The sequence below is a fragment of the Aquisphaera insulae genome (genome assembly GCF_011064615.1).
Taxonomy (GTDB): domain Bacteria; phylum Planctomycetota; class Planctomycetia; order Isosphaerales; family Isosphaeraceae; genus Aquisphaera; species Aquisphaera insulae.
Genome location: NZ_JAALJH010000144.1, coordinates 1 through 13559 on the forward strand (window position 1 = coordinate 1; position 13559 = coordinate 13559).

12 protein-coding genes are annotated in these 13559 nt (G+C 68.8%); 1 reads left to right on the forward strand and 11 read right to left on the reverse strand.

Going from position 1 to position 13559, the window contains the following annotated elements:
• Positions 1 to 29: 29 nt before the first annotated feature.
• From G6O54_RS35075 to G6O54_RS37560, 11 genes are all read right to left on the reverse strand, one after another.
• Entirely contained in the window at positions 30 to 482 is a 453-nt protein-coding gene (locus G6O54_RS35075; RefSeq protein WP_165235025.1) for a sirohydrochlorin chelatase, read from the reverse strand.
• 90 nt (positions 483 to 572) lie between these two features.
• Positions 573 to 3086, reverse strand: a complete 2514-nt coding sequence (locus G6O54_RS35080) for a bifunctional YncE family protein/alkaline phosphatase family protein (RefSeq protein ID WP_165235028.1) — start codon at positions 3084 to 3086, stop codon at positions 573 to 575.
• Positions 3087 to 3212: 126 nt separating this feature from the next.
• A complete protein-coding gene (locus G6O54_RS38290) occupies positions 3213 to 4460 on the reverse strand; it encodes an FG-GAP repeat domain-containing protein (protein ID WP_250847234.1) in 1248 nt (415 codons plus the stop codon).
• Between the two features lie 26 nt (positions 4461 to 4486).
• Positions 4487 to 5371 carry a hypothetical protein gene (locus G6O54_RS35090; RefSeq protein WP_165235031.1) on the reverse strand — a complete coding sequence of 295 codons (885 nt, stop codon included), beginning with the start codon at positions 5369 to 5371 and terminating at the stop codon, positions 4487 to 4489.
• Between the two features lie 55 nt (positions 5372 to 5426).
• A complete protein-coding gene (locus G6O54_RS35095) occupies positions 5427 to 5690 on the reverse strand; it encodes a DUF2442 domain-containing protein (RefSeq protein WP_165235034.1) in 264 nt (87 codons plus the stop codon).
• A 15-nt stretch (positions 5691 to 5705) separates the two neighbouring features.
• Positions 5706 to 5966, reverse strand: coding sequence for a DUF4160 domain-containing protein (locus tag G6O54_RS35100; protein ID WP_165235037.1), 261 nt, complete (start codon positions 5964 to 5966; stop codon positions 5706 to 5708).
• A 144-nt stretch (positions 5967 to 6110) separates the two neighbouring features.
• A complete protein-coding gene (locus G6O54_RS35105; RefSeq protein WP_165235041.1) occupies positions 6111 to 7538 on the reverse strand; it encodes an L-serine ammonia-lyase in 1428 nt (475 codons plus the stop codon).
• Positions 7539 to 7573: 35 nt separating this feature from the next.
• The gene (gene aat / locus G6O54_RS35110; protein ID WP_165235044.1) at positions 7574 to 8233 is read right to left on the reverse strand and encodes a leucyl/phenylalanyl-tRNA--protein transferase; all 660 of its coding nucleotides are present in this window, start codon (positions 8231 to 8233) and stop codon (positions 7574 to 7576) included.
• A 32-nt stretch (positions 8234 to 8265) separates the two neighbouring features.
• Entirely contained in the window at positions 8266 to 9237 is a 972-nt protein-coding gene (locus G6O54_RS35115) for a carbohydrate kinase family protein (RefSeq protein WP_165235048.1), read from the reverse strand.
• 66 nt (positions 9238 to 9303) lie between these two features.
• Positions 9304 to 10797: a glutamate--tRNA ligase gene (gltX, locus tag G6O54_RS35120; protein WP_165235051.1), complete on the reverse strand. Its 1494-nt coding sequence runs from the start codon at positions 10795 to 10797 to the stop codon at positions 9304 to 9306.
• Between the two features lie 217 nt (positions 10798 to 11014).
• A complete protein-coding gene (locus G6O54_RS37560) occupies positions 11015 to 11368 on the reverse strand; it encodes a hypothetical protein (protein ID WP_205679144.1) in 354 nt (117 codons plus the stop codon).
• A gap of 452 nt (positions 11369 to 11820) precedes the next feature.
• Here G6O54_RS37560 and G6O54_RS35130 point away from each other — a divergent pair, with 452 nt between their 5' ends.
• A complete protein-coding gene (locus G6O54_RS35130; RefSeq protein ID WP_165235055.1) occupies positions 11821 to 13398 on the forward strand; it encodes a protein kinase domain-containing protein in 1578 nt (525 codons plus the stop codon).
• The last annotated feature ends 161 nt before the right edge of the window (positions 13399 to 13559 follow it).

A 13559-nucleotide genomic window follows, 5' to 3' on the forward strand; every position in this document is an offset into this window, starting at 1 on the left:
CGTCCCGGACGATCGGACCAGGCCGTCCCCTAACCTTCGGCCTGATCCGTCGCGTAACGCCTTGACACCTCTGGCGCAACGACAATCGCCCCGGCCCGACCGGATTCCAGGTCGGCAACCCTCACGGCCACGAGCTGGTCGAGGAGCGGGTGCGGCCCCAGAGGAGGACCGAGCCGAAACTCCGCCCCCGGGAATCGCTTCGCCAGCGCATCCCGCGCCGCGGTCAGGTCGCGCAGCAGGTGGACGCCGGAGGAGAGGAAGTAGGGGATCATGAGGACGAGCTTCGCTCCCCTGTCCACGCACCGAGCCCCTCCGGCCGCGATGTCCGGCTCCGCGAGCTCGAGGAAACACGCCTCCACGATCGCGTGGCTTCCCTCGAGTCTCATACGATCCGCGAGGTCCTCGAGCTCCTGGTTCGCCGGCTCATGGCGGCTACCGTGGGCGATCAGGAGCACGGCGGGACGGTCCGGGGTGCCTGGCATCGTGGAGCTCTCTGGGGGGAGGGGGTTGGGCCATCAGGCCCATTGTATGCCCTCAACCTCGCCGCCAAGAGCGAACCGACCATCCTTCCCTCATCGCGGCACCACGAACGCCGCCCGAACCGGCGGGGGGACCTGAGCATCGGCCCCGCGCACGGCCTTCCAGATGATCTCGTTGAACACCAGGTCGTCGGCACGGTCCTCGATCTCGAGGTCGAGATTCTCCGAGACCTCGGCCATGGGGGCATCTCGCGTGTTCTTCTCGTTCAGGTCCACGCCGGCCGGCCTGCGGAGGTAGGGGCGGAAGTCCGGCCGCTCGGTGAACGCCGCGAACATCGGCCGCGCGGAGGCGTCGAACTGGCTCATCGGCTCGAGCCCGAGGATCAGCTCCATGGTCCGGAGCATCGACGACGTGCTGTACATGGTGGAGTCGATCGTGCCGCGGCGGATGTAGGGGCTGATCGCCAGGGCCACCGTGCGGTGGGCGTCGACGTGGTCCGAGCCGTTCTGGGCGTCGTCCTCGATCACGAAGATGGCAGTCTCCCTCCAGAACCGGGACCGGCTCAGGGCCTCGACGACCATCCCCAGTGCCAGGTCGTTGTCGCCCACGCAGGCCATCACGGTGGGCAGGCCCGGGCGAGTGCCGGCGGTGTGGTCGTTGGGCAGCCGCATGACGATCAGCCGCGGCATCTCGCCGGACTTCTCGAATTCGGACAGTTCCTGGAGGAATCGCCCGGCGCGGCGGACGTCCGGATAGGCCATGTCGAACGACCGATAGAGCGGGTCGAAGTGCCCTTGCAGGGCCTTCACGCCGGTCGTCGCCGGGGCTCCCGGGACCTCCGAGTTCTTGACGAACTCGCCATAGCTCCGGTAGCTCACGCCCTTCTCCGCGGCGCGGTCCCAGAGGTAGCCGCCGGCGGGCGTGGCCAACGCGAGCGCCCCTTCGGACGGATAGGGCGCCCGGCGGTCGCCGCGGTAGCTGAGCGGCCAGGTCCGCTCGACGAAGTCGGTGGCGTAAGCCCCCATCGTCCATTCGTGGCCATCGGCGCTGACCTCGCCGTCGACATAGAAGTTGTCCAGGAGCACGAACTCCTTCGCCAGCGCGTGATGATTCGGCGTGATCGCCTCCGGGAAGAGGCAGAGACTCGGCTCGCCGTTGCCGCCGGGGACATCGCCGTAGACCTGGTCGTAGGTCCGGTTCTCCTTGATGATGTAGACGACGTGCTTGATCGGCGACGGGTCGCCGACGCGGCCCGGGATCGGATGGCCGGCCGGTGGGGCTTCGCCGCGAATCGCCGCCGCGGCCCCCTTGCGGACCGGGCTGCAGGCGTAGACCGTGTTCGAGTAGGCCGCCATCTCCTTCGGGCCGGGCATCGGCAAGACCGAGAGCGTCCCCCGCAAGAGGCCGCCGATGTACTCCCGCAGGTTGGCCGCCGGCGCATGATGCACCGGGTCCGGCCCGTCGCGGTTGGCCCGGGAGCCCTGCCCCTTGCCATTGGCTACATAGATCGTCTTGCCATCGTCCGAGAGCCGCACCGAGGTCGGATACCAGCCGGTCGGGATGAAGCCCAGCGGCGTGCTCGCGCCGGGCTCCTTCACGTTGATCAGCGAGACGTGATTCGTGTTCGCATTGGCCACCAGGAGGACAGACCCGTCGGGAGTGAGCGCCAGCGAGCTCGGCGTGCAGCCGGCGGGCGCGGCCGGGTCGATCGCGGTGCCGATGGTCTCGATCGACTTCCCGGCCTGGGTGTCGATCACGCTCACCGAGTTGCGGTTGGCGTTGGCGACGTAGAGCAGCTTGCCCCCTTTCGCCAGCAGCATCTCATTGGGGTGTTCCTGGGTGGCGATCGTCGCCACGACCTTCCTCGCCTCGGTGTCCACCACGGCCACCGCCGCCCGATTCCAGAGGCTGACATACAGCCGATGAGCCGACTCGTCCCAGGCCATACCAAACGGATACGAGTCGCGCTCCATGATCAGCGTGTCGAGCACCGCGCCGGCGGTTGCGTCCAGCCGCATCAGGGAGTGGCCATGAACGTTGGCCACCCAGAGCTGCGTGCCGTCGGAGGATAGGGCCAGGCCGCCGGGGACCTTCGACTTCCCGACCGGACCGCCTTGCGGCTCTCCCACGCGGAAGACGGCCCGGTTCGAGAGCAGCCCCTCGGCATGGTCGAACCGATAGACGCAGTCGTCGAACCCGCCGCCGACGAAGAGCTTCGAGCCGTCCGAGGACCAGGCGAGCCCGGCGAAGGTCTCCGGCAGCGCCACCCGGCCGATGACCTTGCCGGTGCCGGCGGCCACGGTCACGACCTCGTGCTCGCCGTATCCCGCGTGCAGGATGGCCAGGACTCGGCCCTTCGGGTTGACCGCGATCTGCACGGGGAAGTCCCCGAGCGCCGATTGCTTGCCCGCCGGCTTCAGCGACCAGCCGTTGGGGAGCAGCACCGTCCCGTCCCCGGCCAGGCCCAGCAAGGCCCCGCGAGCCCCCTTCGGCTTCACGGACGCGGCCGCCGGCGCGTCCTGGGCGAACGTCGTGTCGGCCCGGACACCGGTCACGAGGAGGATCAAGCCGCACGTGAGCCTATGACCGAGCGAAGTCGAGACCATCGACGAACACCTCGCGACGAGGGCAATCCCGCCGCACACCTGGCGACGAGGGAATCGGATCGATCCACCATTCTCGGGCCCATCGCCCGGCCTGTCGACATGGACCCGGCCGGCTTCATCAAGACTTCATTTCACCCCAGCCGCCCCCGCCGAAGGCTGGACGAATCGATACCAGACCACGTTGTGCGTCGCCCCGCCCGCGGCCACGACGTCGGGCGTACCATCCCCGTCGAGGTCGCCGCCGCGGAGGTCCTGGGCGGCAACCTCGCGATCGAGGACCGATCGCTTCCAGGTCTTCGCGGCGCGGTCGTAATCGTAGAGCGACACGCGATGGTCCTTGCCTCGATGCCCCGCGAGGATCTCGTCGTCGCCGTCGCCGTCCACGTCCGCGACCCAGAGGGCGTGGCCGTCGTCGAGCGTGGAATCGATCACGGTCCGCTCGCCGAACTCCCGCACCCCGGGCTTCGCCTCACGCCCCGGATAGACCGCGACCTCGCCCCCGTGCCAGGGCTCGAGGGTCGCCAGGAACGGATGATCGCCGGCGAGCCGGCCGAGGTGGACCTCGCTGCATCCCCGCTTCGGGGCCTTGCCCGGGGAGCCGTCAACGAGGCGGCGGGGGACGAACGTGATCGCGGTCCCGTCGGTGAGGAAGCTGTCCACGATCGAGACCCCGTCGTTGCTCGCGGCGAGGACCGTCGACCGACCCTCCAGGCCGGGGAGCGGCTTCACCTCGATCGCGTGGATGACGGGGCTTTTCAGCAGGGGGACGGACTTCCAGCGCGACAGGTCGCGCTCGCCGTCGTTCCGCAGCAGCTCGATCGTCCCCGCCCCCTCGAACCGGGGCGGCTTCGACTCCAGCCCGAAGATCGGCGCGACGACCAGGTCGGGCGCGCCGCCGCCGTCGACGTCCCCCCATCGCAGGCGGTGGATGCTCGGGACGTCGCGGGCCGGGAACAGCGTCCACGGGTCGTCGGGGCCGGAGCCCTGCCTCGCCAGCCGGAGCTTGCCGCGTGCGGGCTGGTTCATCTCGAAGTCGTAGGCGATGGCGACCTCCGCCTTGCCGTCGCGGTCCAGGTCGGTCGTCGCGCTGCTGATCACCCCGGGGGACTGCCCGCCGGTCGTGATGATCCGCTTCTTCCAGGAGGGATTCTCGAACCAGGCACACGTCGAGCCCCCGACCACGACGACGTCCGGCTTGCCGTCGCCGTTGACGTCGGCGACCTCCACCTGGTAGGCGCCGGGGAAGTCCCCGTCGATCACCTGGCGGACGACGCGGGGCTCGTCCGCGGTCGCCGCGGGCAAGGCCCAGGTCCGGGAGAGCACCGCCAGCAGGCCGAGCAGGGCCGCACGCGCCGATCGTCTCGCACAGCTCATGAAAGGCATCCTCAAGGAAAGGTGGCTCAGGGTGCCGACGGCCCGCCGGCCTTCTTGCCCCAGCCCGCGGGGACCCCGGCCGTGGACTCGGCCTTGACCATGACCTGGGCGAGGTCCACGTCCTGGTTGATCTCGGACTCGGCGAGCTTGAGACGGTTCTCGAGCTGGGTGACCTTCTGCTCCAGGAGCAGGACGCGGGCCTCCAGCTCGTCCGGCCGCCGCGGCCGGGGGACCTCGGGATAGCCGAGCTGCCGCTGGAGCGCGGAGAAGAGATACATCGGGTCCCGGCCCCGGTTGGCCCGCGCGATCTTCCCCTCGCGATCGCCGAAGAGCGTCGGGTACTTGGGGATGAAGTCCGGGTCGCCCCGCCGGCGCTCGGCGACGAAGAACGACGACCGCACGAAGATCAGGTCCGCGAAGTCGACGTCGCCCAGCCGCATCTGGAGCGTCAGGATGTAATCGCGCCAGTCGTCGTTGTACTGGGGGTCCTGGGCCATGGCGGCCAGGCCCTTGGTGTATCCCAGCCGGTTGCGGGAGAGCGACTCGAACTGGAAGACGAAGAGTCCCGCCAGCGACATCTCGCCGGCCTTGTACCGCGCCTCACGCTCCAGGATCAGGAGCGCCTGCTCCATGGAGAACCGGCTGTGGGCGACCTCCGCCTGGGCGACGACATGCGCCTGGAAGGCCGTGAAGTAATGCCCGATCTGGATCATGGCGGGGGACATCAGCCCGGACACCTTGATCACGGTGGCCAGGTACGAGACGGCCAGCGGCAGCCTCGTCGTCGTGAGCAGCTCCTCCCCCACCCGCTCGAGGATCTCCTGCGCCGGCAGGCCGTCGATCAGCCGCTCGCGGAAGCTCTGGAAGAAGTATGCCTGCTCGATGTATTCCTCCTTCTCGAGCACCGGCATGGATGATCCTCGTCTCACGAATCTTGATGGGCACGAACGATCGGGGCGAGCCCTGTCAGCAGCACGCCGAATCGGGCGTGGCCTCGGCGCTCAAATCGCGGAGGGCTTCGGGCGCGAAATCCGCGCCATTCGGCCAGACCACGGTGCCACAGGTCACGTCGAGGGACACTCGCGCGAAGTAGTCGGGATCACGGAGCGGCTCGAAGATCGGGCCTTCGAGCAGAGGGCGGATGTCGACGCGCCTGGTCGACCCGTCGTTGAACTCCAGCCTCAACGAATGCCGCCCACACACCTGGACTTCGCGGATACGTAGAATCACGGCTAACTCCGGATCTTACTCCAGCCCGTCAATCATGGGCAGTGGTTGACCTGCGCGGGCTTGCGCCCAGGCATCCGACAGTTCATCTCGATGTGCCTGCCCCCATTCCGCGACAAGCGCTCCGGCTCGACGCGGCAGCACCCCGTCGAGAACCTCCGATGTCTCGATGGCCACGATCGCTTCATATTCTCCATAGATGGCATGGAAGTGAGGGGGCGCATGGTCGCGATAGTACATATAAATTGAGATGCCATAGAACGCGGAGATCCGAGGCATTCATGAGCTCTCCGGATTCTTCCCTCGAGCCTTCGTCATTTCATCTTATCCGGGCCGTCTACTCGCCGAAAGGCGGCCATCTGCGCTTGCCAAAGGCTCGGCACCCGTCCGATTCGGCCTCCCCGGTGTTCGGGGCGCCGGTCATCAGCACTCGACCACATTCACCGGAATCTGCACGGCGAGCCCCCCCTCGGACGTCTCCTTGTATTTCACGCTCATGTCCTGGGCCGTCTCCCACATGGAGCGGATCACGGCGTCCAGGCTGACCTTGGCGCGGGCCGGGTCGCCCTCGAGGGCAAGCTGGGCGGCGGTGATGGCCTTGACGGCGCCCATGGTGTTTCGCTCGATGCAGGGGACCTGCACCAGCCCGCCGACCGGGTCGCAGGTCAGGCCGAGGTGGTGCTCCATGGCGATCTCGGCCGCCATCAGCGCCTGCTCGGTGGTGCCGCCGAGGGACTGGGTCAGGCCGGCCGCGGCCATGGCGCTGGAGACGCCGATCTCCGCCTGGCAGCCGCCGAGCGCCGCCGAGATCGTCGCCCGCTTCTTGAACACGGCGCCGATCGAGCCGGCCGTGAGCAGGAACGGCGCGATCGCATCGTCGCCGCCGTCGTGGAAGCAGACCCGATAGAGGAGCGTCGCCGGGATGACCCCCGCGGCGCCGTTAGTCGGCGCGGTGACGACCCGGCCGAATGCCGCGTTCTCCTCGTTGACCGCCAGCGCGAAGCAGGCCACCCACTTGAGCGTCGCGTCAAACCCGCCGGCCGACGCCCGGACCGCCTCGACCCACGCCTCCGCGCCCTCCGCGGCCGCCCCCGCCCGATCGCCGAGCAGCGAGCGATTGAGGCGAGGGGCCCGCCGGACGACCTCCAGCCCGCCGGGCAGGATCCCCTCCCGAAAGGCCCCGCGGAAGGCCGAGCCCCGCATCGCCGACCAGATCCGCGCCAGGCCCTCGCGGACCGCCGCCTCGTCCCGAAACGTCAGCTCGTCGCGGAGGACGACCTCGGGGATCGTCAGCGAATTCTCGCGGCACGCCCGCAGCAGCTCGGCCGCCGAGTCGAACGGGAACGGGACGTCCGGCGCCACGGCGCGGGCCCCCACGTCGTCCCCCTCCTGGACGACGAACCCGCCGCCGATCGAGTAATAGGTCTCGGCGCGCGTCGATCCGTCGTCGAGCGTCGCCGAGAAGGTCAACGCGTTGGGATGGAACGGCAGCGTCTCATGAAGATGAAAGACGCTGTCTCCGCGCTCGAACGGGATCGTTCGCGCGCCGGCGAGCGGCAAGCTCGACTCGGCCCGGACCCGCGCGACCTCGTCGTGGACCCTGCCGGGATCGCAGCTCGTCGGGTCCCAGTCGCAGAGCCCGAGGATCACCGCGAGGTCGGTCCCGTGCCCTTTCCCCGTCTTCGCGAGCGAGCCGAAGAGGTCCACGCGGACCCTCGCCACCCGGTCGATCGTCCCCCCTGCCCGGAGCGTCTTCAGGAACCGCCGCGCCGCGGCCCACGGCCCCATCGTGTGCGAGCTCGACGGGCCGAGGCCGATCTTGAACATGTCGAATGTGCTGATGAAGTCCATGGAACCTCCCTCGGGCAACCCGGTGTGGACCAGGCTCAGCCCTCGATGCGGAGCCCGGCCTCGAGCTCCTCGAGGAACCGGCGGCGGGGGATCTCGCGGGCGCCCAGGCTGAGCATGTGCTCGCTCGTCACCTGGCAGTCCAGCAGGGTCACGCCCTCGGCCCTCAGGCGTGCGACCAGCGCGACCAGGGCGACCTTGGAGGCGTCGGTCCGGCGGTGGAACATGGATTCGCCGCAGAAGCAGCGGCCCACGCGGACCCCGTAGATGCCCCCGGCGAGCTCGCCGTCGCGCCAGGCTTCCATCGAGTGGGCATGGCCGAGCTCATGCAGGCGGATGTAGGCCCGCTGCATCTCGGGCGTGATCCAGGTGCCGTCCTCGCCGGGCCGGGAGACCTCGGCGCAGGCCCGGATGACCTGCGGGAAGGCGGTATCGAGGCGGGTCTCGAACCGCCCCGAGCGGATGGTCCGGGCGAGGCGGCGGCTCACGTTCAGCTCGTCGAGGTAGAGGACCGCGCGAGGATCCGGCGACCACCAGAGGATGGGGCCGCCGGCCTCGTACCAGGGGAAGATCCCGGCGCGATAGGCGGCGATCAACCGGCCCGGCGAGAGGTCGCCGCCGACGGCCAGGATGCCCTCGGGGTCGGCCATCGCCGGCGGCGGGAAGATCGGATCCGGGCCGAGGCGGAAGACCGGCATGGCTCGCTCCCCGGCTCGCGGCCGTCGCGGCGTCAGGCCTTCGCGGCCGACCGCAGCGACTCGGCCTCCTCGGAGGTGCCGAAGTTGGACTCGTAGCGGGCCAGGAACTCGTCGATCGTGTAGCCGTGCTCCTGGGGCCCGCGGTGCTCGATGGCGTAGACCGCGGTGAGGGCCGCGAGCCGGCCGACGACCGGCCAGGAGAAGCCGCGGCGATACCCGGCCATGAAGCCCGCGCGGAAGGCGTCGCCGGCGCCGGTGGGATCCTCGACCTTCTCCGGCTTCGCGGGCGGGATCTCGAATTCCTTCCCCTCCACGGTGATCAGCGAACCCGCCTCGCCGCGGGTCATCACGGTGATCGGCGTCCGCGTCCGCAGGTCGGACTCGGAGATCTCCATCTTCTCGGCCATCATGCCGAACTCGTAGTCGTTCCCGGCCAGGATCTTCGCCCCCTTGCAGCCGGCCTCGAGGTCGGCCTTCGTCATCCGCGGGAGCTGCATCGAGGGATCGTACAGGTAGGGCACGCCCGCGGCCGTGCTCTCCTCGACATACCGGCCGATGGCCGCCGGGTCGTTCGGGGCGATGATGACCAGGTCGTCCTTGGTCGCCCCCAGGTCGGCCGGCGAGATCGTCGCGGCCTTCGCCATGGCGCCGGGGTAGAACGCGGTGATCTGGTTGTCCTGGAGGTCGGTGTTCACGAAGCACGAGGCGGTGTGCTCCGCCGGCACGACCTTGGCGCCGGAGGTGTCCACGCCGGTGGCCTCCAGCAGCTTCCGATAGTCGCCGAAATCCTCGCCGACGGTCCCCACCAGGACGGGCCTCTCCCCCAGCAGGGCGAGGTTGTAGGCGATGTTGGCGGCGGTCCCGCCCCGGCGGCGCTGGAGCGAGTCGACGAGGAAGGAGACGCTCAGGACGTGCATCTTGTCCGCGAGGATGTGGTCCCGGAACCGGCCCGGGAAGACCATGATGTAATCATAAGCGATCGAACCTGTGACGAAGATGCGCATCTGGGCTTCCTCTGGGATGTCATTCCGATCAACGTGGGTGCATCCGCCGTCCCGATGGGTCGGCGATCAGGCCTGTCCGCCGGCCCCGAGCATGGCGAGCGTCCCGGCGATTCGGGCCCGGCAGGCGTCGCGGCCCAGGATGAAGAGGCAGTCGTAGAGCCCGGGGCCGACCCCCTGGCCGGTGGTCGCGACCCGGAGCGGATTGACCACGTCGCCCATCTTCTTCCCGGTGCGTTCGGCGTAGTCGTGGACGGCCTTCTCGAGCGTCGCCAGGTCGTAGGGCTCCACCTCGGCGAGGACCGCGTCGAGCTCGCGGAGCATCTGGGGCACGCCCTCCTTGCGGAGCCGCTTCTTGACCGCGTCGGCGTCGTAGGCCAGGTCCCTGGTGAAGAAATAGCGGCCGAGCTTGAGGATGTCGGAGAAGACCTTGAGCCGGTCCCCCAGCGCCAGGATCACGGCCTCGATCCGGCCCCGGTCGGCGTCGCCGTCGGGGTCCGACAGGAGGCCCTCGGCGCTGAGGAACGGGAGCACGCCGGCGATCTTCTGCTCGATGGGGAGGGTCTTCATCCACTCCCCCTCGATCCAGAAGAGCTTGTCCTGGTCGTGGCTGGCCGGCGCGCTGTTGACGCGATCGAGGGTGAACTTCTCGATCAGCTCGGCCCGGGTGAAGATCTCCTGGGATCCGTCGTAGCTCCATCCCAGGCGGGAGAGGTAGTTGAGCACGGCGTCGGGGAGATAGCCGCGCTCGATGTACTGGTGGAGGTAGACGAGCACCCCCTTCTTCTCGTACTCCTCCGTCTTCCGCTTGGACATCTTGGTCTTGGAGCCGGGCTCCGCCACGTAGGGGATGTGGGCGAAGGCCGGCAGCGATACGCCCAGGGCCTCGAACATGAGGAGCTGCGGGAAGGTGTTGGACAGATGCTCCTCGGCGCGGACGACGTGGCTGATCTTCATGTCGGAATCGTCGACGACGGTGGCGAAGTTGTACAGCGGCGATCCGTCGGGCCGGGCGACCACGAAGTCGCCGATCTCGTCGGTGGCGAACGAGACGTCCCCCTTGATCAGGTCGTGGAGGACCAGGGTCCGCCCCAGCGGCACCTGGAAGCGGAGGGCGTAGGGCCGGCCTTCCTCCTCATACCGGGCGAGCTGCTCGTCGGTCGCCGGCAGGCGGCGGAAGCGATAGGCTCGTTTCGCCTTCTCGGCGGCGAATTTCTCGGCGGCACGCTCGGGCTCGGTGCTATAGTCCCGATAGACGTGTCCGGAATCGATGAGCTTCTGGAGGGCCGCCCGATAGCGATCCTTCCGCTCGGACTGGAAATAAGGCCCGTGCGGTCCGCCGGCCTCCGGGCCCTCATCCCAGTCGATGCCGATCCAGCGGAATCCGTCGAGGATCTTCTTGACGGCATCCTCGACATGACGTTCGGCGTCGGTGTCGTCGATCCGGAGCAGGAACTGGCCCCCGTGGTGGCGTGCCAGGAGCCAGTTGAAAAGGGCCGTCCTCACCCCGCCAATGTGGAGGAAGCCGGTGGGGCTGGGAGCGAACCGGGTGCGTACAGTCATGGGGCGTCTTCGGTTACGATGTCGACTTCGGCGCGGGCCGGGACGCAGGTGGGGGAGGCATAATCCGGCCGGAATCGGCCGGACGGCCGGGTACGAGTCGCGTTCACGATAGGGTGTCCGCCGCCGGCTGTCAACCGTCGCTGACGGCGGGTCACCGTCGCCCCCCTGCCCCGCGGCCGCAGGCCGGCCGGCCCGGATCGCCGCCGGCTCGACCCGCTCAGACGAGCGTCGCCTCGCGCCGAATCGCCGCCGGCTGATCGATCGAGGTGAGTCCCGGGACCTTCTCATAGCCGAGGGTCCGGAGCACCTCGAGGACCTCGCTCCAGGTGGGGAACATCCGGCCGGATGCCTTCTTGTACTCGTTCATCGCCATCATGAACTCCATTTCGGCCTCCGAGTAGTCGCGCTCGCAGGTGGTCGGATCGACGAATCGCCGCCGGCCGCTCACCTGGCGAGCCCGGGCTGCCCTCGAGGCCTGCTCGCTCGCTCGTCGGTTGGTCCACTCGGAGCAGGAAGGGAGCGTGCCCTTGGCGGCGGATGCGGCGCCGGTTTCTGCCTTGATCTGGTACATCCTCGTTGTCTCCTCGTGTCTCCGAGTTGGGGATCGTCTGGCCCGGGTGGCCACGCCTTGGAGAGGGTCTCGTCCTGTCGCCGCATCGGTCCGGCGGCGTCTTTCGGGGATGGCTGGGGGGGGAGCGGCTGCGTCAGGTCCCACGAGAGCAACCTAACTCGCGACGGTGACATCCAGGGTGTCACACTTAAATTTTTTTCGGGAATTCCGCGGCGGGGGGGATGATCTGGATGGACATCCTGGCGTCGATCCTCGGTAACTTCGGGCCGGCCCGTCACTGCCGCGGCGTCGGGCCGTAGTGTCCGGAAGGGGCTGCGAGACGGTGTGGTCCCCCCACCACCGGGATCGGGTAGAGTGGAGCAGGTCCACCGCCGGGCATCCGCCCCCCGTGCCGGAGATCGGCGTCCGATGGCCAGTCCCCCCGCTCCCCCGAGGATCAGGACCCGCGTGCCATGCCGGAACTCGAGCTCGCTTCGGTCGTGGACCAGTTGCCCCTGATCGGGATGATCACTCGCGACCAGCTCAGGGAGGCCCGCGCGGAGGCCGATGACGGCTCTCCGGAGGCGCTCCTGCGGGTTTGCATGCGCAAGGGGTGGTTGACGAGCTGGCAGCTCGAACGCCTCAAGAAGAATGACGCCTCGAGCTTCTTCTTCGGCAATTACCGGGCGATGTTCTTCCTGGCCGAGGGGACCTTCGCGCGGGTCTACCGGGGCCGGCAGAACGACTCCGGGGCCCCCGTGGCCATCAAGTCGCTCCGGAACCGCCTGGCCTCGCTCCCGGATGCCGTGAGCCGCTTCCACAAGGAGGCGGAGGCCGGCATGCGGCTCCGCCAGGAGAACATCGTCCGGATCATCGACCAGGGGCAGCAGGAGAACCGCCACTTCATCATCATGGAGTACGTGGAGGGGATGAACCTCCGCGAGCTGCTCCGGGCCCGCACGCGCGTCGGGGCCGACCAGGCCATGCCCCTGATGCTCGGCCTGGCCCGCGGGCTCGAGTACTCCCACAACCAGGGCGTCACCCACCGCGACCTCAAGGCCACCAACGTCCTGATCTCGAACTCGGGCGAGGCCAAGCTCGTCGACTTCGGCCTGGCGACGATCGAGGGGGACGATTCCAAGCACGGCGTCACCAGCCAGCGGACCGTCGATTACTCGGCCCTGGAGCGGAGCTGCGGCAGCCCCAAGGGAGATCCCCGCTCGGACATCTACTTCCTGGGCTGCGTCTTCTATCACATGATCACCGGCCAGGTCCCGCTCGAGGACTCCGAGAGCAAGGATCCCCTCAAGAAGATGCTCAAGCGGTCGTTCGGCAACATCCGGCCGATCGGCGACCACCCGTATGCCCCGCCCGAGGCCCTCGCCGCGATCATCGACCGGATGATGAAGATCGACCTGAAGGCGCGATACCAGACCATGCACGAGGTCGTCGTGGCGCTCGAGGACTACCAGGCCAGCGTCGACCCCGCCGCCGCCGAGGCCCGCGAGTTCGCCCGCAAGTACGAGGGGCCGGCGATCTCCTACGAGGACGTCTTCCTCAGCCCCGCCGCCGAGCAGGCCGTCGCTGCCGCCCCGCCGAGCGACGCGGCCGCGCGGGATGGAGGCGAGGCCGCCGAATCCGGATCGTCCCAGGAGCGCGTCAAGTCACCGGCCCTCCCGACCGTGCTCTGCGTCGAGACCCAGGCCGAGATCCAGGACGCCCTCCGCAAGTCGCTCGCCAAGATGGGCTATCGCCCCCTCATCGTGGGCGACGCCGAGCGTGCCGCCGAACGCTACCGCGAGCAGCCCGCCGACGCCGTCCTCTTCGACGTCGACGGCATCGGCCCGGAGGGCATGGACGCGCTCGCCGACATGCAGGACCGCGCGGACGAGGACGGCAACTCCCTGGCCCTCGTCCTCCTCCTCGGCCCCCGCCAGGGGTCGCTCCAGGAGCGGCTCCCCGAAGGATGCCGCGGCATCGTCCTGTCCAAGCCCATCAAGCTCAAGCAGGTCCAGGACGCCCTCGCCGAGCTGCTGCCGCCAAAGGCCTGATTTCGTGAACATCCCTGGGGCTTTGCCATAGCTCCATTTTGGGGTCGGCAAAGGGACAGGCAGGAATGCCTGTCCTCCGGACTCTCCGATTCGCCTGGCTTTAAACCCGGGGGACAGGCATTCCTGCCTGTCCAGCCACCTGATTTCTTGGTGTTGACCAG

Coding starts and splice junctions, on each gene's coding strand:
- G6O54_RS35075 (WP_165235025.1), bottom strand. CDS start 482: ATGCCAGGCACCCCGGACCGTCCCGCCGTGCTCCTGATCGCCCACGGT.
- gltX (WP_165235051.1), bottom strand. CDS start 10,797: ATGACTGTACGCACCCGGTTCGCTCCCAGCCCCACCGGCTTCCTCCAC.
- aat (WP_165235044.1), bottom strand. CDS start 8,233: ATGCCGGTCTTCCGCCTCGGCCCGGATCCGATCTTCCCGCCGCCGGCG.
- G6O54_RS35100 (WP_165235037.1), bottom strand. CDS start 5,966: ATGCCTCGGATCTCCGCGTTCTATGGCATCTCAATTTATATGTACTAT.
- G6O54_RS38290 (WP_250847234.1), bottom strand. CDS start 4,460: ATGAGCTGTGCGAGACGATCGGCGCGTGCGGCCCTGCTCGGCCTGCTG.
- G6O54_RS35080 (WP_165235028.1), bottom strand. CDS start 3,086: ATGGTCTCGACTTCGCTCGGTCATAGGCTCACGTGCGGCTTGATCCTC.
- G6O54_RS37560 (WP_205679144.1), bottom strand. CDS start 11,368: ATGTACCAGATCAAGGCAGAAACCGGCGCCGCATCCGCCGCCAAGGGC.
- G6O54_RS35105 (WP_165235041.1), bottom strand. CDS start 7,538: ATGGACTTCATCAGCACATTCGACATGTTCAAGATCGGCCTCGGCCCG.
- G6O54_RS35090 (WP_165235031.1), bottom strand. CDS start 5,371: ATGCCGGTGCTCGAGAAGGAGGAATACATCGAGCAGGCATACTTCTTC.
- G6O54_RS35130 (WP_165235055.1), top strand. CDS start 11,821: ATGCCGGAACTCGAGCTCGCTTCGGTCGTGGACCAGTTGCCCCTGATC.
- G6O54_RS35115 (WP_165235048.1), bottom strand. CDS start 9,237: ATGCGCATCTTCGTCACAGGTTCGATCGCTTATGATTACATCATGGTC.